We start from the raw sequence: 22,431 nt of genomic DNA, 5'->3' as shown, positions 1-22,431 counted from the left end.
TTTAATGTAAAACTATAATAAGACTACGAAGGTTAGAAGGCACGAAGTGATTGTCTGAAGCTCAAAGGTGCCGTTAATGCGGTTCCATCTAAGTCCCAATATAATACTTAGATTAATCAAAAGCGGCTGCTGCTATTTTGATAGAAAAAATAAGTCTACCATTCAATTTTTTCTTTTTTCAGGAAAGCGTTGATACCACGCTTAAAATCGTCGCTCTCGCGGGCGCGGGCATTCATATCCGCAGCAATAGACAACGATTCCTGAAGAGACATTGAATGCAGTTTCGTGATCATTTGCTTGGTAATCATCATGGCATGGGAAGAGTTGGTATGGATTAATCGGGTGGCAAAATCCATCACATGCTTTTCGAGTTTTTCGCTTGAAACAATTTCATGCACAAGACCCATTTGAAAAGCTTGCTCTGCGTTAATTGAATCACCGCTCAGCAGCAGTCGTCTTGCTTCGGCCTCACCTATTTTGCGCAAAAGAAAAATCATTACAATCGCAGGGATAAATCCAATCTTAACTTCCGGATAACCGAACCTCGCTTCCGGCACAGTAAAAACAAAATCGCAAACAGTGGCTAACCCGCAACCCCCTGCCAATGCATGACCTTGAACCTGAGCGACAACGACTTTCTTTAAAGTATAAATTATAAGAAACAATTCTTTCAGATGATTGGAATCAGCAACATTTTGCTCGAAAGAATAGCTTTGAAGTCGTTGCAGATCCGTAATGTCTGCACCCGCACAAAACGCTGCCCCGTTGGCTTTTAATATGATAATATTCACACCGGGGTCCATTTCATATTTTTCAAAAGCCACTTTCAATTCGGCAATTAAGTCAAAGCTTAAAGCGTTTCTTTTTTCCGGACGGTTGAGCGTGATGATTCCAACCCTTTGATCCGTGATACAGGTTATGTAGTTAAATGTTGTCATAAGTAAAACTCGAATGCTCCTTGATGTAAAACTGAATAAGCCCTCGCTTTTGTTGTAGCTGCCTGCTCTAATAGTTTTTCTGCCGAATATACGGAGTTGCTGCTGTCAACGATAAGTTGATCCATTTGTACGTACGTTTCCAGAGCTTGCAAATTTTTTACCGCATCATTACTGATAATTACAAAATCTACTTTAATACCGGGAGTTAACACAAAAGCAGGGTCATGGATTTGCAGAAAAGTTTTTCCTTTCCATACCATAAGCGCACACCCCGATAATTCCTGTCGAAACGCCAAACGCTTCGTTATAATTTTATCTACGCCTGCTTTGGTCCGGTGAGGGGTGATATGAAAACCGATTTTGGCTTCGTCGTTTTGAAGTGCAGTGTCGCCCATAAAATAACTTTGACCGTCCTGAATGAAGTCGATCGCAAAATGCCCCTTGACATTATAAACGATCATCTTTTGTACGTTAACGTTTTTGTAAAAATGCCACCATTGGGTCAAGCACAACATTGATACAATAAAAAAACTCGTGATAACCCATTTAAATCTCCGCGAATGAATAAGCATAAGCACCGTAGCAATTAATACGAGAAGCAAAGCACATTGAAGCGGCGTAATGTAAACATCTTCGATGAGGCTGAAAGGCAAATCCTCCAGGGCAAAAATAATGTAATTCAATAGCTTTATAATCCATCCAAGTATAAAACCTAACGCTGAAGCTATTGGCTGAAGGGCGCCAACGACAAGTATCAGCAAGCCTAAAATTAAAACAATAAAAGATCCAGGTATAACAAAGAGGTTAGACAGCAAGAAATAGTTGGGAAACTGATGGAAGTATAATAATCCCAACGAAAAAGTTGCAAGCTGCGCTGCTACGGAAACGCAAGACACTTTCCATATTTCATCCAGTAAACGGTTCGTTGGTTCCCAAAGATTATATAATCCCGATTGCATGTAAACAATGCCTAACACCGCCAGGTACGACAGTTGAAATCCAACTGACATCAACAGGAAGGGATCATACCACAAAATAAAAAAGGCTGAAGCCGCAACAGTATTGTACATATTGGTGCGATAACTTGCCGGCCTAGCAATTGCGACAAAAGAAAACATGGTAACCGCCCTTAAGACTGAAGGTGATAATCCGGTCACAAAAGCGTAGCCCCAAAGCACAACAATACTGACACCTGCCACCACCCACGGACCAAATTTTAACTTTGCTAAAGGTTTTAAAACAAGCAGCAGTAACCCATAAAGAATACCCACATGCAAACCGCTTACTGCCAGCACATGCATGGCACCGGTCGCTTTATACGCTGATAATACATCGTTATCCAGGCCATCCGTTACTCCCAACACCAAGGCGGATGCAAGACCTTGTTCCCGTTCGCCTTCGATATGCTGTCTCAACGCGGCGTCAGCCCACTGTCTACAACCCAGTGCATAGTACGTAATCCAACTTGGGGGCTCATGGCCAATTTGTTTTACATCACCTGATTTAGCAAACTGCTGATGATAAATGTTTTTAAAACCCACGAAACGTTTGTAATCAAATTCCTCTGGATTGGCCGGTCCAGCGACGAGTTGGGGTTGCCCCTTTACTAATAAAACATCTCCATATCTAAATGCAGCAGTTAAATCCCGCTTCGAAACATACAGCATAATCTTGGAATCGCAAGTTCTCCATTCGCCTTCTGTTTTAACAGCCTTTATAAGAGATTCAATTTTCCAGGAATTCGCTTTTTCTTCAGGTAAATTTGTTATGACCAGTTTAGAAAATTCGACAGGAGATTGGATGTGAATTAAGTGCTCAGTCTTATGAAACTGCTTACTGGAATAAACATTTAGAAAACCCGCAATAACAATTGCCGATAATCCAATAATACCCGCAATAACTTTTAATTTATATCCTGGCAGGAACAGTTTTTTCCACGAGCACCAAACCACGATTCCATAAGATGCACCGAGAATAAGAAATATCAAGCGCCCATAAAAAGGATCGATTAATTCACCATAGTCGATGCCCAGGTATATACCCAGTATAAAAAACAAAACAATCCTGACAAAGGCATAGGGAATCCAGCGGATCATAAAGAAAGTTAATAAATAAATTCAGCCAACGGTCAATACTACAACCGGACAACTAACGGTCCGTTTCAATCTAAAAAAAAATTAGCTAAGGAAGCCTACCGCTATGCGGAATCTTTATTGTAGGCATCTAAAATATCACGAACCAATCTATGCCGTACAACATCTTTCTCATTAAGTTCGACAAACCCAATGCCTTTTACATCTTTTAGAATTCTGGCAGCCTCCTTTAAACCCGAATGTTGTTTGGTTGGCAAATCGATCTGAGAAGCATCTCCTGTCACGATCATTTTAGATTCCGGACCCATACGCGTCAAGAACATCTTCATCTGCATGGGCGTGGTATTTTGTGCTTCGTCCAATAAAATAAAAGCATTGTTTAACGTACGGCCGCGCATATATGCCAACGGGGCGATTTCAATAATTTCCCGTTCCATGAAGTAGCGGAGTTTTTCAAACGGGATCATATCATTGAGCGCATCATAAATAGGACGCAGATAAGGATCAATCTTTTCTTTTAAGTCACCTGGTAAAAATCCAAGGTTTTCTCCTGCCTCTACTGCCGGACGTGTTATGATAAGTTTTTTTACCTGTTTGTTCTTGAGCGCCTTAACCGCCAGGGCAACAGATATGTATGTTTTCCCAGTCCCTGCAGGCCCCAACGCAAAAACAAGATCATTGTCCTTCACAAGTTCAACAAGCTTCTTCTGGTTAACTGTTTTTGGCTTGATGGCAACGCCTTTAGCACCGAACACAATTACATCTTCAGACAATACCTGCTGGGTTTCCGGCAGCAAAATCTCCTGTTCACGATCAATGTAAGCTTGCACGTTTTCTTCCGTTACCCGGCCATAAGTATGGTAATGGTCTACCAATGAATTAATAACATCATCGATTTGAATAATTTCGTTGGTAGGCCCTTTAATGAGAATTTGGTTACCGCGTGATACGATTTTGCTTTTTGGAAAAGCCGCAGTTAAAGTATCAATGGTCTTATTTCCTATTCCCAGGAAGTCAATCATGGAAATATTTTCTAGCGTGACTACTTTTTCGATCAAACTGAATTAAAATATTAAGTTAAACGTATCGTGTGGACATGAACGTGTGAGCATAAGCTTAACGTATTGTTTTAAACAAAGTTCAATACCTGAATTATCTGCTGCAAAAATGATTATTTTGCAACTTAGAAAACAATAATAATTGCACGCAAAAGTTTCTTACACTACCAGTATAAAAGTAGTGCTACTTTTTCACGAAAGTCAAACAAGTAACTAAAACTTAAGCACCGGGTATCCACACCAAATATCAACCATGGCGATCGTAACCTTACTTACTGACTCGGGGACCAGTGATCATTATGTGGCTGCGGTTAAAGCACGGATTATAAGCATCAATCAGGCCATACGCATAGAAGATATTACCCACGATATCAAACCTGGCGATATCGGTCACGCTGCCTTTGTTTTACGTTCTGTATTTCGGGAGTTCCCCATGCAGACCGTCCACCTGGTTGGTGTCAACGCCACGGGTGACAGAAATGATTCGTTTATCGCTTTACAGCTTGAAGATCATTTTTTTGTCGGATGTGATAACGGTTTATTTGGTTTAATCAGTGATCAGTCACACCAGCAGGTCATAGAATTGAACTCACTCAATCCCATCACCACTACTTTTCCTGAGCGTGATATTTTTGCTCCCGCTGCTGTTAAACTGGCCAGCGGTATGCCGATAACAAACCTTGGTAAACCGCTACCGGCGTTTAAAAAAATGATTGACCGGCAGATCAAGGCCACAAAAAAGCAAATTACTGGTAGCATCATTAGGGTGGATGGGGTCGGCAACCTGATTACCAATATTTCGAAACGCGTTTTTGATATTTTAAGCCAGGGAAAAAGTTACACAGTTATTTTTGGCGGAGAGAAGTTCAGAAAGATATACACCCAATATAATCAGGCTGAGCAGGGTGAATGTTTTATTGTTTTTAATAACCTTGGACTTTTGGAAATCGGAATTTATAAAGGCAACGCTTCGGAACTTTTGGGATTGGAATATGATGGCGTTGTGAACATCGTATTTGACTAGCGGCCAGTCTCAGCATATTCCTATTACAAAAAACGGATTCTCAATACGTTCATCATGCTAATAAGGATTGTAAGAATGCATTTCAAAGAAGAAAACTTGGACCAGTTTTTAGAGATCTTCGGGAAGCATAAAAATGCTATCCGGAATGTTCGTGGATGTACACACCTGGAATTATTGAAAGATGCGAGTCATCCGCTTGTCTTTACAACCCTTAGTCATTGGAATACTGCTGAAGACCTTGAGGCGTACAGAAATTCCGAGTTGTTTAAAAATGTCTGGGGACAGGTTAAGGTGCTATTTTCGGCATCACCTTATGCCTTTTCATTGGAAAAATTCATAGAATTGTAGGACTTACAGGAAGGGATTGGCATCCTGATTTGTTGGGAAAATAAACTTTACACATATTTGCACCCTTCTTCGCTAGAGCTTTGACGAAACTCCCTTAAAAAAGGTCTGTTATCAATGTTCTGGCGAAGCCAAGCCAAAGTGGCGGAACTGGTAGACGCGCACGACTCAAAATCGTGTATCTTCGGATGTGAGGGTTCGATTCCCTCCTTTGGTACTTTAAGCGAGGAGTTTTGACTATCGTTAGCCGTTAATATGTTAATATCAATACTTGTTGACCGCACCAAAGACCCTCGTCATAAATAGTTAGCGCACGTCCCGACAGTTATCGGGACAAAATCGTGTATCTTCGGATGTGAGGGTTCGTCACGATAGCTATCGTGACCCTCCTTTGGTACTTTAAGCGAGGAGTTTTGACTATCGTTAGCCGTTAATATGTTAATATCAATATTGGTTGACTGCACCAAAGACTCTCGTCATTAATAGTTAGCGCACGTCCTGATAGTTATCGGGACAAAATCGTGTATCTTCGGATGTGAGGGTTCGTCACGATAGCTATCGCGACCCTCCTTTGGTACTTATTATCTGGCCATTACAAGCCATCCACTTTGTACCCCTGCTTCAGCGTCAATTCTTTTGCAGAACAATCGGAAAGTTTTTAGGTAACTCCGCGGAAAGTGTTGCACAAACTGTTGTACTTCCACCGCGAGTTACCACATTCCAACATCGACAACAACAATCAATTTTTCATGATTTAAAAAATACATCTCCATTAACCTATCAATTTGTATAGCCGCAGCCGGACCAACGCTCTACTCAGTAAAGCCAGCGCCGGATTATCTCAAAGTGTAAAGGTTTTTTCGTATCGGGACACCGGATCGACATTCTAGCGTGTTCCGAGCCTTGGCCTTCGGTTAAGGCTCGTTCAGCCTTCGGTAAACCTGCGCTAAAAGGGCTTTTTTCCGAAGAAATACCGAATCTACCGAACAGATCCACCGATTCTTGATGCATGAAACACTGTCCGCCCTCTAACCTTTCTCCATACCCGAGGCTTTCAACAAGGTGTTTCAAAATTAAATTTTTGACGCAGCAAATTAAGCGACTCACCTGACATGACGACCGCCGGGAACCATTTTGATCACGACCGACATCGTTGAGGTAGCGATAGTGTCGTCGACCTTCAAGTCAGATTTTTTTCCATTAACTCTCACGCGACCGTCACCAGGTTCTACTACTTGCGCATAGCGCACACCCAAAATAATGCGACCACGATCTTTCGTATAAAACTTGTAATCGAATTCACCTCCATACGTGAATATGAAAGCTCTTTTCCTCATCGATGTGTTCACCATTTCGTCTAACAGGCCCGGTATGTCGGTAACATTTATATTTTTTTGCTCGACACGCAGGTTAAAATCCTGAAAACCGATCGATACCTGTGGGAAGAGGTCGATATGTTTGTTTCCGATGAGGTCATAACCAATCCCTGCCTCGAATGCTCGCCTACGGGTCCTCAATTCATAGTTTTCATTTGATGAAAGATTTCTGAAACCGGGCGTAAAAATATAGGACATCATAAAACGATTTTTATACAAATCGAGCGAGACCACGAAATTGCTCATGTCTTCCTTAATGTTGTTGAATCCAAGGGGACTAAGTTCCCGCCGAAGATTGTCAAACGATGCAAAGGCGTGTTGATAGCCTATGGCTAGCGTAGCAAACTGATTTTCGTCCGTTGTTTGGACATAATGCTCAAGCGCCTTCAACGAATCATACCCTGAACTGACTCTGGCATTTTCCACTTTTTTATTAAGTTCTTCCTTATCAATAGTGGCAGGATCTACGTTGCTAAAGTCGTATTTTTTTTGATGGTGGTACTTGTGATGTTGCGCGTTGCAGGTTAGTACAATGGCGTAAGCAATGAGCGTAAATATATATTTCATATACCATTAAATAATTTTGTTAAAATTTTTGGAGCAAAAGCTGCACCAAGTGTCCATTGGGTAATGATAGCTTTTCCAAGCAGTATGGTATTGACAGGAATGTCTGGATGGTAGTGCTGCTGTGAATAATGCCGGCACCAAGCCCCATCCTGGGGATGGAATTCCATAATCTTCAACAAACTTGCTTGCTTAGATTTTAGCTCTTACTCCAAAAAGTCGTGATAGACCTAGCGGTAAACTATCTATGGATTTCTTACTGGCTTGTCAACTTTGCCAAGAGCATCGATCTCGATGCATCATATGTTATTGCTGCAGCCCTTTGCTTTACTTTTGACATGAATCATTGTGAGTAATCATGCCTGGCGTGCCTCCCGGATACCGTTCAATATAAGTCTTAAGAACGAGTGACGTAATCTTTCCATACATCCTCAATGCCATTCAAATCTCTTATAAAACTGTTCGATATTCGGGACGTCCAGTGTAGTTTATTTTTACTGTTGTGTATTATGGTTATGCAATTCGGAGCCTTCAAAGAAATTACGCTATGTCGGTCGGCAGCAGTCTTACCTGCTAAACCAGTCGTAGGTCTGGGTAAAGCGAGAGGTGCAAAATATTATGCAGCCTGGCAAATGCTGCGCATTAAGACCTCAACTATCACGGTTCATTTCCCAGTTGGGTGATTTTTTTAAGACTTAAAAATTTTAAATTAATGCATCTGCTAAAGTGCATGAAACTACTTTGTTTTATTCAAATCTTCTTGTGGCTAAATTTTTGGCCGGGGGAGGAACATCCTGGTGTTAGAAATGGTCATAGAATGATATTTCATGAAAGAATAGGTAAAGTTTTTTTATTTGGAGGTGCTAATGAACGGGAAGTACTTGGTGATTTGTGGATGTTGAATCAGAATCACTGGGAAAAAATTACAAGCGATGGACCTTCCCCACGAACCTTTCCTGCAATGACATATGATCCTGATCAAAATCGCATAATTATTTTTGGCGGTAACAAAGTGCTCTTTGGCGCCTCCAAAGATTCATCAGCATTTCTCAATGACACTTGGGAATGGAAAGATTACAAATGGAATAAAATTCAGGTAAGCCAACAGCCTTCGCCAAGAGCTGAAGCGTCCATCGAATACGACAAAGAAAGAAAACGTTGTGTTTTATATGGCGGTTATCGCTTTGATAAGAATAACCAAACTGTCCGACTCTACGATACATGGGTGTTCGAAAATAATAAGTGGCGAAAACTCACGGAAAAAGGAACGTTCTCATCGAATGGTACAACAATGGTTTATCATGAGCATGACAAAATTATTTACATGTATGGAGGAAATATCCCGAGAGATTTAGATCCGAAACAGATATTTTCTACTTGGAAATTTGAAAATAATGAATGGAAGGGGATAGATGTCAACACACCATATTTTTTCAATTCCTTAATGAGTTATGACAGCAATCTTGAATTCATTGTTCGCTTTGGAGGATGGAATGGTAAGGAGAGAAATAATCAAACCTGGATCTTCAATAAATCCTGGGTTCAATTAAACGTTGTTCTTTCTCCCCCCGCAAGAAACCACCATGCAATGGTTTATGATAAAAAAAATAAGCGTCATGTTTTGTTTGGCGGGCACAATGGAGATCATGTTTTCGGTGATACCTGGATATTCCGTGATAATCATTGGTCGTGTGCAATTCCATATCAGAAAATTCTAAGGGTAGAGAATAATCATTGAAGAGATATCTTCGCCGCCACAATTGCATTCTTTGCAATGTTATCGGATAAACTGCTGTTGTCCTTCCAAAAAACAGTTCGATATTCAGGACCTCTAGCGTGATACCCCCCAATGCGACGGTTCGATTCCGACCAAATTGCTATCACTAGGACTGATTTTACAATTGTGTCCCTTTTATTTTTGCTAGCGATATTTGATGGACCAAAATAATTCTTAGCGGATCGACTCCTTGGAATACTTAGAACTTTGGCAATCCTTCTGCTTTCCTCTCTCGCACAAATGGTCGTAACGCCTACTCGACCGATTTGATCTTGAAAATACGTTCTGCATTTCCATAGGCAATTTTAGCTCGTTCTGTTTCGGAAAGCGGTGCTGATTCAATAAACGCGACAGCCGGCTCAGTGGGCTGAAAAGGATAATCAATGGCCCACATAATACGATCAACTCCGATTTTGTCAATGCAGTAGCGAAGAGCCATCGGGTCTTCAACACCACTCGTTGTAATGGTTATGTTACGTTGAAAATATTCGCTTGGTTTAAGCGTATTTTTGCGACCTGCACGAGCACCGGGTGCACCCATGAAGTCGAGCCTCCATAACCAGAAAGGCAAGGCCTCACCCATATGCCCAATAACGATTTGAAGCTTCGGAAAGCGGTCTAAAACGCCGCTGAATATCAGACGCAGAATATGTGTACTGGTTTCAAGACCATAACCCCAAACTGCTCCTTCCAAACGGTAGTCACGAAAAGGAGCAGCCATACCATCAGAAGGTGCCCGCGGATGAATATACAACGGGGCGCCTAGAGCTTCGGCAGCCTCCAAGATCGGCCAAAATCGAGGGTCATCAAGGTAAGCATTGTCAGTATGAGAATTAACAATAAAGCCATTGAGCTTTAGTTCATTAATTGCCCTTTCCATTTCTTTTGCTGCTGTGTTTGGATCCTGAGGGGCAAAAGTAGCAAGGCCAGCAAATCGCTTAGGATAGCGGCGAACCGCTTCGGCCAAGCGATTATTTGAAAGGCGGGCCAATTCCATCGCTTTCGTACGTTCAAATATTTGTACGCCGGGCATAGCCAGAGAGAGAACGTGGATGTCAACACCATTAATATCCATGTCAGCTCGCCTTATCTCGTTCAAATCAAGAAGTTTCGGTAGTAGACTTAGAGCGGCACGGTCTCTATCCGTAACCGCACTCCCTGGCGATGGAGATACTGGTGTTACAGTTTGTGGAGCATCGTAGATCTGCTTTAAAAGAAGTAGATCCAGGTTTGTTCCTCCCTTTCGCACAACATTCGCTATGGCTTCAGCTATTTCAGGAATATTGAAAGCTTCTTCAGTAGCAATTTTACGCAGGCGTTGGTTAGGGGCAACATTCGATAAAGCTTTTTGCGACTCGACGTCTTTTGCTTGCCCAAAGACTGGCAGTGTGGCCGCTGTAGCGAGCGAGGATAATTTTTTTAAAGCACTTCTTCTGTCAATGGCTTTAAACGTCAAGTTTTGAGTATTAATAGAATTATCCTTTACGTACTTCTTTTGAGGTTTAGCCGTGGTACGCATAATTGCCAGTGTTTTAAATTTATAGTTCTTAAACTCTCCGATCCAATAAATGCAATAAAATCACGGCCACGCTGCACAACTGTTAGTATACCAGCCGCAGTCCGTTTCGTATTTTAAACATGCATGCAAATCAAACACCTTATATATGGTTATGCAATGACCCTTTTGGGTGAGATGACAACAAGAACTCGTACACAATACCATTTAACTTTTAATTCACATTATTTCCGGTAGACTCAATACTTTATACTCGAGAAGCTTCTTTTAACTGCATCTCTGAATCTTCTTATGAGATCGCGCGTTCTCACATTTTGCTTGGCCAAAATTTGTCCTTATGATCTCCTAATAAATCTGAAATGAATGGGGGATTCTGAGGCTTCCAGAAATTTTAACTGCACCGAAATGTTGTAATAGTTTTCTCAAGGATTGACTAAACTTCCGAATGTGGCCGGGTCGTCCGGAAAATGGTTCAATATTGTGGAACCGCCAGGTACATAGAATAAAAAAATTAACTAAAAGCCTTCAGATGATGAAGGCTTTTAGTTTCTGATGAGAGGGTGCACCCGTAGCGCCTCCAGGAGGAGGTTTTCTTTTTTAGTTTAGACGTGTCCGTGGGTCGATCACTTTTGCAGGGCTCAGCGTACCATTGATAACGCTTCCTTCAATCGCGTAGCAACAATCTTTTCTTGTCCGGGTTTAAGCATGAATGCGGTAACGCTTACGCTATTGGCTGTTCCTCCGCCCAATTCAATAGATGGATTCCCATTGCGTAACGCTTCGCGTAATTGTTTATCTGTTATTTTGATCTTATCGGTATCCCACGAAACATGAAGTGTCGGTGTATGATTGCCTAGTGGAGGAATCTTAATCTCCGTGGTGATGCCTTGAATTGTGCTAACCGCATTTTTTATCAACGCGATTCGTGTTTCCCACTCCTTCCATTCTTTGTCATGATCCTGGTTGATATATTTTTCCAAAGCCACATACATACCCAGAATTTCTTCCTTGTTTATTTTCATTCCGCGTCCAATATTGAATCCACGGGGTGGCATGGATAAACGCGCCGCGGCGATAATATCTTTTTTGCCCATAAGCAAACCAGCACTTTGCGGGCCGCGAATAGCCTTACCGCCTGAGATCACAACGAAATCAAACCCCATGTCATTGAAGCGCCAAAGATTAGATACGGGCGGAACGTCAGCAGCGATGTCGATAGACGTTGGAATACCGTGAGTCTTTCCCAGTGCAACCCATTCTTCGTGCTGAATTTTGCCTTTGTCCGATTCTATGTGCAAAAAATGCATTAACGCCGTTCTTTCGTTTACCGCTTTTGCTACATCTTCTGCAGTTTCAACCCTGACGATTTTGCACCCTGTGTTTGTTAACGCTTGATTGTATACAATATCATGGCTTGCCTGGCAAATAACCTCCGACTTCATGCCCGTGTATTCAAGATGTGGCAGGGCCTTCACTTTTTTTTCATCCATCCCAGTAAGAATCCCAGCTAATCCTAACGTCATCCCAGAGAAAGCCCCTGATGTTACAACGGCGGCTTCCGAATGAACCAAACTGGCAATTTTTTCTCCCACCTTATCCTGCAATTCATCCAGCATACAAAATTCTTTCGCCGCATTATTGATGGTATCCAAAACTTCTTCGTGCATCAATGAGCCTGTCATGTAGGTTAAGGTACCAGCAGCGTTTATAAATGTACGCACACCTAATTCTTTAAATAAATCGCGCTTCGGTGCTTTTGCTACACCAGCCGAGATAGTCGAAGGAGTTGCCATTAAACCTCCTAAAAATGGAAATGCAGATAGTCGCTGGATTAGTTGTCTTCGATTGATCATATGAAACTTAAAGAATAAAAAAGTTAGCTGTTGAAGCTTAAAGTCTTTTCGTTTAAAATGTATTCCATTTCACTGTCGTGCAGCAGTGACCTGGGTCATCGATCCCGAAAGGAAATACATTATTCATTTTTACTTATCCCACCACACAACACTGGAGAGTGTATTGGTTCCACCTTGCCTGTCTACCGCTTCATTAAAATTATCCGTGTTATATATTCCTTCAGAATCAGGCACAACAAAACGCGTTGGAATTTTGCCGCCTGTTAAGTTTCCTGGATAGTTAGTCGGCGTTAGATCAGGATATCCCGTGCGCCGCCAATTGGAAAATATCTCGTATTCATCTTCCAGAAATAATGTTACCCATTTCTGAGTCTGGATTTGTTCCATCTGTTCATTGAAGGTACCTGCGGTTTTGTATGGATTAGCGGCTAGATATTTAGCAATTTTATCGTCCGAGATCACACCAGCACCTCCAAATAAAGACCACTGTTTCATCCCTGACGTAACGGCCTGCATATACGACGCTTCTGCCGTGCTGCCTGAATACCAATTTCTCAATGCCGCCTCTGCCAGAAGCAGGTGTACTTCAGCATTGGTGAATACTAATAAAGGAGCATTATATTTCAGGATTGTATTTGGATTCGGTTCCGAAAACGAGTTGAACTCAGCGGGAAGTGAATTGAATGCTGCGTTAGGCATTCCTTTTTGCAATGCTGTGCTTGTATCTGCAACAAAAGTAGAACCGGAAGGAATCCAAACTATTGAAATCACATTCAACCGGGGATCAGCGGTGTTCTTCAGGTGATCGATCAACGTTTTTGCTAATTTTCCTCCCTCGACATTATCACCTCCAGGTGTGATATAGTCTGTAGCCAATAAACCACTCGCAATAAAATTCCGGCTAATAGTTTGAGAACCATCCACATAATTGATAACAGCAATGTCTGAATCGTCAGTAATCACGCCACCTGCAATTGCTTTTTCAACCCAGTTTTTCGCCGCGCCGGGATCAACTTCAGACAAACGCATTCCGAGACGCAACATCAACGAGTATGCAAATTTTTTCCACTTAGAAATATTTCCTCCATAGATTAAATCAGCATTTCCAAATGTAGGCTGAGCGTCATCAAATGCGCTTGCAGCTTCTTCAAGTTCACTCAGCATGTCTGCATAAATTTCAGATTGCAGGTCATATTTAGGTGTGTAGTTCTTTTCCGTTAGTGCTTTTCCTGCCTCCCGGTATGGTACATCTCCATATAAATCTGTGAGCCGGTGAAACAGATACGCTTTCCATATTCTGGCTACCGACAGTTTATTGATGTCAATTGGATTTTCAGACACTGCATCAATCACTTGTTGTATTTGAATAACTGCTCCAGAGTATGCATTCCAGGCTCCCGTTGAATAGCTGAAGTTGAAATATTTATCACCCGCAGCCGGTACTTCTTTATAAGTTGCAAAATGTTGCATTGACTGGCCGATTGTCAGGTAAGCCGAACCTGTAAAGTTTACATTAACAGTGCTCAACTGCGCATTTGTAAAAAGAAAGCCTGGGACCACCTCGGTCGATGCATTTGGATTTACGTTCATCTCTTCAAATCCGTTATCACAAGATGCGAGCAGTATGCTCATCGGAACCAGACATAATATTTTTATAAACTTGTTCATATCTCAAGAATTTTAAATTAGAATTTCACCATAAGATTCGCCCCTAGACTTCTCGTTCTAGGTACTCCAAATGCCTCCAGACCTTGTGCATTGCCATTGGTGTAGCTCGACTCGGGATCGAAATAATCATTCTTCTTGTCTTTATACAACAGCAAGAGATTACGCCCCACCAGAGAAATTGAGGCAGCTTGTGCCCACTTTAAAAACGAAACTTTTTGAACAGGGATGTTGTACGTTAAAATAACCTGCCGAAGCTTGATGAAGTCGTTGTCGAACGTAAACATAGCGGTGTAGTTTTTATCATTATCGTAGTACGTATCAATGTCCTCTTTTGTCCATGTTTTGCTGAATGAGTCGCCGGTAGGCGTTACACCTGTTACTGTCAGGCCCGTCTCGCGACCTGGCAACGTTTCTTTCGGCAATCCGAAACGGTAGGCATACTGGTAAAGATTTGAGTATACAACGCTCCCGAATTTTCCGTCGATGAGGATGTTCAACGAAAAACTTTTATACCTGAAATTGTTGGTAATACCCATGGTTAAAGGAGGAATTCCATTTCCGATTCTTTCGAGTGGCCCCCTGATTGCATAACCGCTTGCCGTATTAAACACAACCTGACCATTTTCATCTGTCAACTTGCGATAACCCCATACTTCACCGTAGGTACCCCCAACAGCATTGCGTATGGTACCGCCTCCTACTCCATTTCCAACGGTAAGATTATCGATCCCGTCCGCGAGTTTTACAACTTTACTTTCATTGTACGCTACGTTGTAACTCACCTCCCAGTCGAATTGTGCCTTTCTTACAGGGGTACCCGTTACCAGTACTTCCACGCCTTTGTTACTAAGTTCGCCCACGTTTAACAACGCAGCAGTATACCCCGAAGAAAGTGCAATATTGCTCTGCACAATATCATCCGTTGTTTTACGATTGTATAGCGTAACATCAAATCCGACGCGATTATCGAGGAAGCCTGCTTCGATACCTGCTTCATACGTAGTTGATGTCAAAGGCCGCAAATCCGGATTTGGCACAACCGTAATGTTGGAAGCATCCGTAGTTAGCGCCTGCACAGGCCTTCCATTGTGACCGCCCTGAACCATCGTATAGGTCTGTGATATTTGATATGGTGATACCGTTGCGCCACCCACCTGCGCCCATGAGCCACGTAGTTTGGCAAAGCTGAATACCCTTGGCAGGTCAAAGGCATCGGAGATGACGAACGTCCCGCCAATGGCTGGGTAAAAGATGCTGTTGCTGTTTTTATTAAGGACAGAGAACCAATCCTGTCTACCTGACATTGTCAGATATACAAATCCTTTATAACCGAGGTCAACGGAGGCAAAAAGCGAATTGATTCCACTTTTTGAATAAGTGGGCCGTGTCGTGGTAGTAGCAAGATTGGTGTAGCTATAAAAATAAGGGATGGTAAATTCGGCTCCGTCTATGGCCGTCTGATCATAAATATTCCGTTGCATGTTTCCACCCACCATTGCAGAAAAGCTTAATATCTCGAGTAGGTCAGTATTGTAATTCACGGTAACCATACCGTTGGTTTCCGATGAAATAACCCTTCTACTCTCATAAGTGCCCAAGGGAGCAAAAGCGTTTCCGGTAGGTTGAATAAATTCGGATTGAAAATTATAATAATCCTGACTTGCGCTACCCTTGATAAACAGTTTCTCAGTTATGTCATATTTTATACTAGCCTGCCCGAGAAAGCGGTTTTTCTTGTCTGAGTTTTGAAACTTATTGATCACAAAATAAGGATTGGGTGCAGCCGGAACAGGATTCCATTCTACTTCCTTTCCAGTTACCGGATCATATCCGGGCGCGAGACTTCTAATGTCCACTGTATTGGCAACGAGGTATGTTGCCCAATGCGAGTTTTGATCAGCGTAGCCTACCTTTGGCCTGTTATCGCCATTCTCGATGTTGTACTGAACAACAGTTTCAATGCTTAATTTCTTTCCCAGGTAAGCATTCAAATTCAAATTGGCAATCCTTCTATTGAATGATGAGTTTGGCACAATACTCTTCGAACTTGTATTGTTCAATCCAAATCGAAAATTCACCACTTCATTACCGCCGATGAATGCTATTGAATTAATGAAGTTGGCGCCAGTTCTATAGAAATTTTTTAAGTTGTTTTTCTGCGGAGAATATGGACGCATTTGTCCGTCAAATTGAATGTAAGGCTGACCATCCATTTTTGCACCATAGGATAATCTGCCTGAGCTCTTCGCCTGTGTTTGAGTAGTGGGCTTAACGCCATCTGTACCTTGTCCGTATTCATATTGCCAATCAGGAATAATGGCGATGTCTTCGAAGGTAACATTGCTATTAATTTCCACCCCGATACCTTTTTGCGCCTTACCTTTTTTTGTCGTAATTAAAATAACACCGTTGGAAGCACGGGCACCATACAATGCCGCAGCCGGCCCACCCTTTAATACACTTATGGACTCGATATCATCCGGGTTGATACCACCAATTCCATCACCACGGTCAACATTGTTACCTTCTCCGGCCGACTGATTGCTACCGCCGGGCACACTGTTATCCATAGGCATACCGTTGATAACATACAACGGTTGGTTATTTCCATTCAGTGAACCATTTCCACGAATGACAATGCGGCTAGACCCACCGGGGCCGGTAGCCATACCCGTTGCATTGACGCCGGCAATTTTACCAGCAAGGGCATTGGCAACATTGGTTTCACGTGCTTGCGTAAATTCACTTCCCTTAACCTCACTCACCGCATAGGCCAACGCTTTCTTCTCCTTTGAAATACCGAGCGCTGTTACAACTACCTCGCTAAGCGATTGGGCTTCTTGTGCCAGCACCACGTCAATTGTCGTTTGGCTTGAAACGGTAATTTCCTGCGTTGCATATCCAATAAAAGAAAATACCAGAACACCACCGCCATCCGGAATTGTAAGGGAATATTTTCCATCCGAATCTGTAGTCGTACCGGTTGATGTTCCTTTAAATACTACGTTAACCCCCGGTAATGGTAATCCATCATCCTGGGATGTGACAGTTCCACTGACATCGAGAACAGAAGCATCGCGTACATACCTTATATGTAAGGCTGTTGAATCACTGCTACCTGCAGGTGTAACTGCTTTCAGATACGGTTTATTTATGTTCAGGAAAATTGTAAACTGTTTTTTATTAATTCGCTTATAATCAAGCCGTGACTTTTCCAGGAGTTGTGACAGTAGCCTTTCAAGCGAATTAGTTCCATTATGAAGCAACGTCTGAGAAACTCTCTCGCCATCTAATAGGCCTTCTTTATAAGCAAATTTTACATGGTATTGCTCTTTAATTAATTGTAAGGCCTCTTTCAGACTTAACATGCCATCATCCGAAGTATGGCTTATCTGGGGAGAAGATCGATGGAGCTCTCCCCTTACATTGCCAGACGCGCTGGCATATTGTTGGGCATAGGAGCCGGGTGGAAAACTAAGTGCCACCATCAGAAGAAAACAACTTCGTAACATCATAGCATAGTCGAATTTTTTCATAGGTTATTGATTAGGGATATTAGGCTTTCTTTAAATCTATTTTCGCGTGATAATGATTTCCTTTCCAGATTCCTCGACGCGTATGCTTAGCGTTGTAGAAACCAGTGACAGCAATTCCTGTATGCTCGTTACGCTGATTTCTCCCTCAATCTTCATATCCATCATGTCTTTATCTTCCACATTTATTGCATAGCCGTAGTTATCCTGTAGTGTTTCCATAATATCATTCAGTGAAGGATCTGTAAATGTTATCTCGCGAACTGTCCAGGTCGCTGCTTTGTGTGGCCTCAATAACTTTTTCTTTATCAGCAATTTTTGTCCGGAATATTCAACATAGTCGCCTGGCATCATAACAAGCCCGCCGGATGGCACCGATGCTGAGTCTGCATAACTCACTTCAATTTTTCCGCTGAGCAATGCGATGTTTGTTTTATTTCGGCGGCTCTTCACGTTAAATGAAGTTCCCAATACACGAATGTCAATGCCGTTCCCATGAACAATGAATCGCTCTGAAGGCATTACAAATGCGGTGTCCTGATTCAAATGTCTGATATCAAAGTATGCCTCACCTTTAATCCAAACTTCCCTCGCTGCCCTGTTATCCCATGAATCCTCATAGGTGAGCGTGGAATTGCCATTAAGCATTACTATTGACTGATCAGGAAGGGTGACCGCTTTTACCTCGCCATAGGATGTTGTTACAACTGTGGTGTGATTGTTTTTCAGCGTCCATAGCATAACACTACACGCGATTAAAATGGCTATTGACGCTGCAACTTTGAAATAAAGCGGCAGTCTGAAAGTCTTTGTCGGAGAAACCGTCCGCTTTGGAATTGACGCATCGATTCTATTCCAAACTTTTTCGCGATGATCGTCATTTGTAAAGATCACCTGCTTACGGTACACGCGAATAATCGATGCGGCTTCTTGAACAACCTTGTCCTTTTCCGGATAGCTAATCAAAAAAGATTGCCAGAAAACGTTGGACTTTGCATCGCCATTGATGACCCATTGTATAAAGGAATCGTCTTCTAAAAAATCAGTTAGTGTGTATTGTGCGTAGTTTTGGTTGCTCATTAAGGTATGAAGTCTGTTACACTCATACCTAATAGCATGGAAGGCGCAGAATTATCCCTCGGTTTTTAGATTATTTTAAAAATAATATTTTATGGGAGAGAAGACGATTGAAACAAACGTTGTCGATAGAAAACATTTCCGATCAATAAAAATCTGGCGGATATACGTTTGAGGCAGAAGGTGTGGCGAGGTCGGTCCGGCCATTTAATATTTTTACAAGAACATCCACGATTCCAATGCTCACGATGGTTAACGATTGCTGTAAATTCTCTAGTGCTTTATACAATAGCTTGTAGGTAGAACTAACATGTATACACATTACCTCGGCAATTTCTTCGTATGAAAGGCCGTCATAAAAACGAAGGTAAATAATCTCCTGTTGCCGTGCAGGCAATTTATAGAGTACGTCTTTTATTGTTTGCTGCAATCTGTTTTCATCCTCATCAAGAACCAACTGCTGGTCGTATGAGATTTCAAATGGAATTGAGTTATCATCCTGCAAATCAAAGAATCGCGATTCAGCTTTAATTTTTCTAAAGAGCGTGTTACGAAAAGACTTGTAGAGATAATTCTTTACCGAGATAGGATTTCCAAGATTGTCACGGTTTGTCCACAACGATACAAATAGATCATGGATTGCATCTTCGATAAGGTTTAAGTCTTTAGTAAACTTGTGTCCATAGTTGTTAAGCGATCGGTAGTATGCATGATATAAACTAGTATATGCTTCCCAGTCGCCACTTTTAAAGGACTTCCAAAGTAGGATATGTTGCTCCTGTTTATTATCCATATGTTAACTAAATGTAAAACTTTCCGGAATTATAACTTCAAAAAAAATCGCGGACTAGCGGAAGGATGTAATACAATCATACTTTAGCCTGACAATTCCAGTAACGCTGGAACCGTATCCGTACGATGAAATTCTATGTTTATGAGTAGGCGCATTCGATTGTCGCATATATCAATTTTCTGCTCAGGCCCGCGTATGGTGACCAACAGGAATTTCTGTTACAAAAAAATACCTATTCTTGGTGATTTCGTTTGACCATTGGAAATCGTAAATTTCATAAGGATCAGATCTTCCCGTAATCGTTTTTTCTTAATCGAAATCTCGTCATGAAAAAGATCCTTTCTACTTCATCTTTGTTGCTGATATCGATCGGAGCTGTTTTGATCGCATGCTCTGGATCAGAAGAAATAACTCCGCCCACAGGTACAAGAGACACAATCATCACAATCGAAGAACGGATGGCAGTATTCGAAGCGTGCAAGAAAAAGTCTGCTGAGCTAAATAATCTTGAAGGTCTTGAAGATCGCATAACTTTCCTATCATGGTTGGCAACACAACCAGCGTTCGATTCTTTTGGATTTGCGGGAGAAGATCTCTACGCCATTTTTGTTGATGGCCGCGTTGTGCTCTTTGTAAATACTCCCGTGGACGAACATGTTGGAGGACGGGCTTCTGTCGGTGGTCGTTCCCCAACGCAGTACCAGGCCAATCATTCAACGGGGCGCACTGAAGACATCCCTAAAACAAAAAAGGTGAGCTTGTTCAACGGATTGGGTAAACTCTTTCACAATAACGTGGGCAGCCTGAAAAGTATTTTCGCAGAGGCGGATGCTGGGTATCAGGTCGAAGTAAAGGACGCTACCATCGAAAATTTGAAAGCAGTTTCCGGTGATGCAGTCTTTTATATTAATACACACGGAGGTGCAGGCCAACTCAATCGAAAAGGAGGAACACAATCCATTATGGCACTGTGGACCACACAACTTGTTACAGACGAACGCGACCAGCTTTACAAAGACGATCTCAATAATCGTTTAATCTGTTACATGTTTGCTACGAACGACACAAAAGCATGTGAGTTCCATTATGCTATTACATCTTCCTTTGTTAGGGAGTACATGAGCTTCGGGGAAAACTGCTTTATCTATCTGGATGCTTGCAATGGATTTAATGAATCCATTCCAGGCAATGCAACATTTCGCGATAGAATGATTGCGAAAGCAACGAACGAGATGGCTACGCTCGTAGGTTGGACCGGCCCGACAGACAATTACGTGCGCACAAGTCAATTTTTCTTTGACAGGTTGCTGGGCGCTAATGCCGGAGGGAGTATTTCTCAAGAGGATCCATTTCAACGGCCTTTCGACCTAGCGCCAGTGTTTGCAGATATGCGAACTGAAGGCCTTGGCGTTGCGTCCGGTGGCGTTCAACTCACCTATAAAACAACACTGGAACGCGAAGTCCTGATTCGGCCAATAATCGAGTCGATGAAAATCGATGAATATACCAGCTCTTTAACTATTGAGGGATTGTTCCCTTGGGACGAGGGCAAGGTGACGGTGAATGATGTAGCGGCAGTCGTTACCTCATGGTCACCCAACGGAGTCACTTGCATTATTCCAGAAACAGGAAATGGTTCGGTGGGTGATGTTGTTGTTACTTCTTCTCAAGGTATAAGGAGCAATGTTGTTCCTCTGACGGAGTGGATTATCAAATTGAACTACGCTTCAGATGACAACGGTATAAAGCTTGCAGGAGTGTGTGACCTTCGGCTTAGGGCAGACATCCATCCACGAAGGTCAAGCATTGGGGAGACACCAACAAAACCAACGTATCCTGATTATTCTCCTTCAAGTGGATTCATCTTCAATGCGAAAGGTTCTTCAGCAGTTTACACGCTCACCGGAAGGAAGTACGCGGTGTGTGACATGACCGGGTGTCGTGTCCAACTTTCAGAGTCGCCAACTCCAAAAGTCGGAACAGTCAACTACAAAATTCCAGGTGATCCAAATCCTCCGCTCTTTGCCATGTATAATTGGAGCCCAGAAATGAAGTCGATAAAGTTAAGCTATATCATGATCAATGTTCAGGATATACCTTTAATGGCGGAGGAGCGGGTACAGTGTCCGGACATGGATGAAGCTGTCATTCCAATTGAGATGGCGTATTCCGCATGGTTTGGTTTTCCTACCAATGAGGTTGATGGTGCGATCACATTTGACATCGCGCCGAACTACAATATTCGTCCCGGCGAATGGTCCAAAACAGTAGACCGGCAGTGGGGGTTCTGTAACGAGCAAGGATCATTTAAACAGACCTTGCGCTGGGAAGTAATAGTCCCAAAGCATGCACCAACGGATGAGACAGGCGCCAGGTTTGCCATGGATGAAAGTGGTGGAGGCTAGATGAAAATAAAGATCGCTTCGTACTCACCTGAAAAATCCAGTACAGCGGTTATTCGTCGTTATGATAATCCCAGGTGCCCGACCTTTACATTGAATACAGAACCTACTTCAGCGAGACAAGATAATATTAAACACCTCTTTCAGTTTTTAATAAATTCCGGCATCTATTTAATTTTTAATAGCTGGACGTTGAATGCGCGCACAACGGTGTTGACTCATGAGAACAGCACCCCTTGCAGGACTAGCCCCGACATTTTATGATGTCGTCGGTTCGGTGAGGTTACTCGAATATACTGACAGTTTAGCTACAGTATAGTTAAGGTTTATCCAGAGTCAGGTCCCGCAATGGAACCTGAAATAATGTCATGTTAAAAAAAATTATAAAAATGCAACACACCGATAAGTAAACAC

General features: G+C 42.3%; 15 protein-coding genes and 1 tRNA gene. 5 read left to right on the top strand and 11 right to left on the bottom strand.

The genetic code is table 11. The features are described from left to right. Positions 1–155 precede the first annotated feature (155 nt). The 3 genes from P2W71_RS08265 to P2W71_RS08255 all read right to left on the bottom strand — a co-directional run bounded on the left by P2W71_RS08265 (position 156) and on the right by P2W71_RS08255 (position 4,089). The gene (locus P2W71_RS08265) at positions 156–938 is read right to left on the bottom strand and encodes an enoyl-CoA hydratase-related protein (protein WP_276369513.1); all 783 of its coding nucleotides are present in this window, start codon (positions 936–938) and stop codon (positions 156–158) included. Further along, positions 935–3,034: a ComEC/Rec2 family competence protein gene (locus P2W71_RS08260; protein ID WP_276369511.1), complete on the bottom strand. Its 2,100-nt coding sequence runs from the start codon at positions 3,032–3,034 to the stop codon at positions 935–937. The genes P2W71_RS08265 and P2W71_RS08260 overlap by 4 nt, the downstream gene beginning before the upstream one ends. A 101-nt stretch (positions 3,035–3,135) precedes the next feature. Beyond that, the gene (locus tag P2W71_RS08255) at positions 3,136–4,089 is read right to left on the bottom strand and encodes a PhoH family protein (RefSeq protein WP_276369509.1); all 954 of its coding nucleotides are present in this window, start codon (positions 4,087–4,089) and stop codon (positions 3,136–3,138) included. A gap of 253 nt (positions 4,090–4,342) precedes the next feature. On the opposite strand from P2W71_RS08255, the gene P2W71_RS08250 reads away from it, so the two are divergent. The 3 genes from P2W71_RS08250 to P2W71_RS08240 all read left to right on the top strand — a co-directional run bounded on the left by P2W71_RS08250 (position 4,343) and on the right by P2W71_RS08240 (position 5,675). Then, the gene (locus tag P2W71_RS08250; RefSeq protein WP_276369507.1) at positions 4,343–5,113 is read left to right on the top strand and encodes an SAM-dependent chlorinase/fluorinase; all 771 of its coding nucleotides are present in this window, start codon (positions 4,343–4,345) and stop codon (positions 5,111–5,113) included. Positions 5,114–5,167: 54 nt separating this feature from the next. Beyond that, positions 5,168–5,461 carry an antibiotic biosynthesis monooxygenase family protein gene (locus P2W71_RS08245; RefSeq protein WP_276369505.1) on the top strand — a complete coding sequence of 98 codons (294 nt, stop codon included), beginning with the start codon at positions 5,168–5,170 and terminating at the stop codon, positions 5,459–5,461. Between the two features lie 132 nt (positions 5,462–5,593). Beyond that, positions 5,594–5,675: transfer RNA gene (locus P2W71_RS08240), tRNA-Leu, on the top strand. A gap of 886 nt (positions 5,676–6,561) precedes the next feature. Here the strand turns inward: P2W71_RS08240 and P2W71_RS08235 are convergent. Further along, entirely contained in the window at positions 6,562–7,401 is an 840-nt protein-coding gene (locus tag P2W71_RS08235; protein WP_276369503.1) for a hypothetical protein, read from the bottom strand. Continuing rightward, a complete protein-coding gene (locus P2W71_RS08230; protein WP_276369501.1) occupies positions 7,398–7,568 on the bottom strand; it encodes a hypothetical protein in 171 nt (56 codons plus the stop codon). Before P2W71_RS08230 ends, P2W71_RS08235 begins: the two co-directional genes overlap by 4 nt. A gap of 560 nt (positions 7,569–8,128) precedes the next feature. Between P2W71_RS08230 and P2W71_RS08225 the strand changes: the two genes are divergently transcribed. After that, positions 8,129–9,136, top strand: coding sequence for a kelch repeat-containing protein (locus P2W71_RS08225; protein WP_276369499.1), 1,008 nt, complete (start codon positions 8,129–8,131; stop codon positions 9,134–9,136). A gap of 292 nt (positions 9,137–9,428) precedes the next feature. On the opposite strand, the gene P2W71_RS08220 is transcribed toward P2W71_RS08225, so the two are convergent. From P2W71_RS08220 to P2W71_RS08195, 6 genes are all read right to left on the bottom strand, one after another. Next, the gene (locus P2W71_RS08220; RefSeq protein ID WP_276369497.1) at positions 9,429–10,694 is read right to left on the bottom strand and encodes an amidohydrolase family protein; all 1,266 of its coding nucleotides are present in this window, start codon (positions 10,692–10,694) and stop codon (positions 9,429–9,431) included. Positions 10,695–11,329: 635 nt separating this feature from the next. Further along, the gene (locus tag P2W71_RS08215; RefSeq protein ID WP_276369495.1) at positions 11,330–12,544 is read right to left on the bottom strand and encodes an aminotransferase class V-fold PLP-dependent enzyme; all 1,215 of its coding nucleotides are present in this window, start codon (positions 12,542–12,544) and stop codon (positions 11,330–11,332) included. A gap of 129 nt (positions 12,545–12,673) precedes the next feature. Further along, positions 12,674–14,212, bottom strand: coding sequence for a SusD/RagB family nutrient-binding outer membrane lipoprotein (locus P2W71_RS08210; RefSeq protein ID WP_276369492.1), 1,539 nt, complete (start codon positions 14,210–14,212; stop codon positions 12,674–12,676). A gap of 17 nt (positions 14,213–14,229) precedes the next feature. Further along, positions 14,230–17,748 (bottom strand): SusC/RagA family TonB-linked outer membrane protein, encoded by a 3,519-nt coding sequence (locus tag P2W71_RS08205; RefSeq protein WP_276369489.1) that lies wholly within the window; start codon positions 17,746–17,748, stop codon positions 14,230–14,232. 36 nt (positions 17,749–17,784) lie between these two features. Further along, on the bottom strand, positions 17,785–18,825 hold the full coding sequence (locus tag P2W71_RS08200) for a FecR domain-containing protein (RefSeq protein WP_276369487.1): 1,041 nt from the start codon (positions 18,823–18,825) through the stop codon (positions 17,785–17,787). A gap of 142 nt (positions 18,826–18,967) precedes the next feature. Further along, the gene (locus P2W71_RS08195; protein WP_276369485.1) at positions 18,968–19,615 is read right to left on the bottom strand and encodes a sigma-70 family RNA polymerase sigma factor; all 648 of its coding nucleotides are present in this window, start codon (positions 19,613–19,615) and stop codon (positions 18,968–18,970) included. Between the two features lie 326 nt (positions 19,616–19,941). Between P2W71_RS08195 and P2W71_RS08190 the strand changes: the two genes are divergently transcribed. Then, entirely contained in the window at positions 19,942–22,020 is a 2,079-nt protein-coding gene (locus P2W71_RS08190; RefSeq protein ID WP_276369483.1) for an IPT/TIG domain-containing protein, read from the top strand. The last annotated feature ends 411 nt before the right edge of the window (positions 22,021–22,431 follow it).

Origin of the sequence: Chryseolinea sp. H1M3-3 (assembly GCF_029360725.1) — a bacterium.
Lineage (GTDB): Bacteria > Bacteroidota > Bacteroidia > Cytophagales > Cyclobacteriaceae > Chryseolinea.
Note: the sequence above shows the minus strand (reverse complement) of the source record. Positions and strands in the feature narration are given on the sequence as shown.

Coding starts and splice junctions, on each gene's coding strand:
- P2W71_RS08225 (WP_276369499.1), top strand. CDS start 8,129: ATGAAACTACTTTGTTTTATTCAAATCTTCTTGTGGCTAAATTTTTGG.
- P2W71_RS08220 (WP_276369497.1), bottom strand. CDS start 10,694: ATGCGTACCACGGCTAAACCTCAAAAGAAGTACGTAAAGGATAATTCT.
- P2W71_RS08215 (WP_276369495.1), bottom strand. CDS start 12,544: ATGATCAATCGAAGACAACTAATCCAGCGACTATCTGCATTTCCATTT.
- P2W71_RS08190 (WP_276369483.1), top strand. CDS start 19,942: ATGAAAAAGATCCTTTCTACTTCATCTTTGTTGCTGATATCGATCGGA.
- P2W71_RS08265 (WP_276369513.1), bottom strand. CDS start 938: ATGACAACATTTAACTACATAACCTGTATCACGGATCAAAGGGTTGGA.
- P2W71_RS08245 (WP_276369505.1), top strand. CDS start 5,168: ATGCTAATAAGGATTGTAAGAATGCATTTCAAAGAAGAAAACTTGGAC.
- P2W71_RS08250 (WP_276369507.1), top strand. CDS start 4,343: ATGGCGATCGTAACCTTACTTACTGACTCGGGGACCAGTGATCATTAT.
- P2W71_RS08195 (WP_276369485.1), bottom strand. CDS start 19,615: ATGGATAATAAACAGGAGCAACATATCCTACTTTGGAAGTCCTTTAAA.
- P2W71_RS08200 (WP_276369487.1), bottom strand. CDS start 18,825: ATGAGCAACCAAAACTACGCACAATACACACTAACTGATTTTTTAGAA.
- P2W71_RS08205 (WP_276369489.1), bottom strand. CDS start 17,748: ATGAAAAAATTCGACTATGCTATGATGTTACGAAGTTGTTTTCTTCTG.
- P2W71_RS08210 (WP_276369492.1), bottom strand. CDS start 14,212: ATGAACAAGTTTATAAAAATATTATGTCTGGTTCCGATGAGCATACTG.
- P2W71_RS08235 (WP_276369503.1), bottom strand. CDS start 7,401: ATGAAATATATATTTACGCTCATTGCTTACGCCATTGTACTAACCTGC.
- P2W71_RS08260 (WP_276369511.1), bottom strand. CDS start 3,034: ATGATCCGCTGGATTCCCTATGCCTTTGTCAGGATTGTTTTGTTTTTT.
- P2W71_RS08230 (WP_276369501.1), bottom strand. CDS start 7,568: ATGGAATTCCATCCCCAGGATGGGGCTTGGTGCCGGCATTATTCACAG.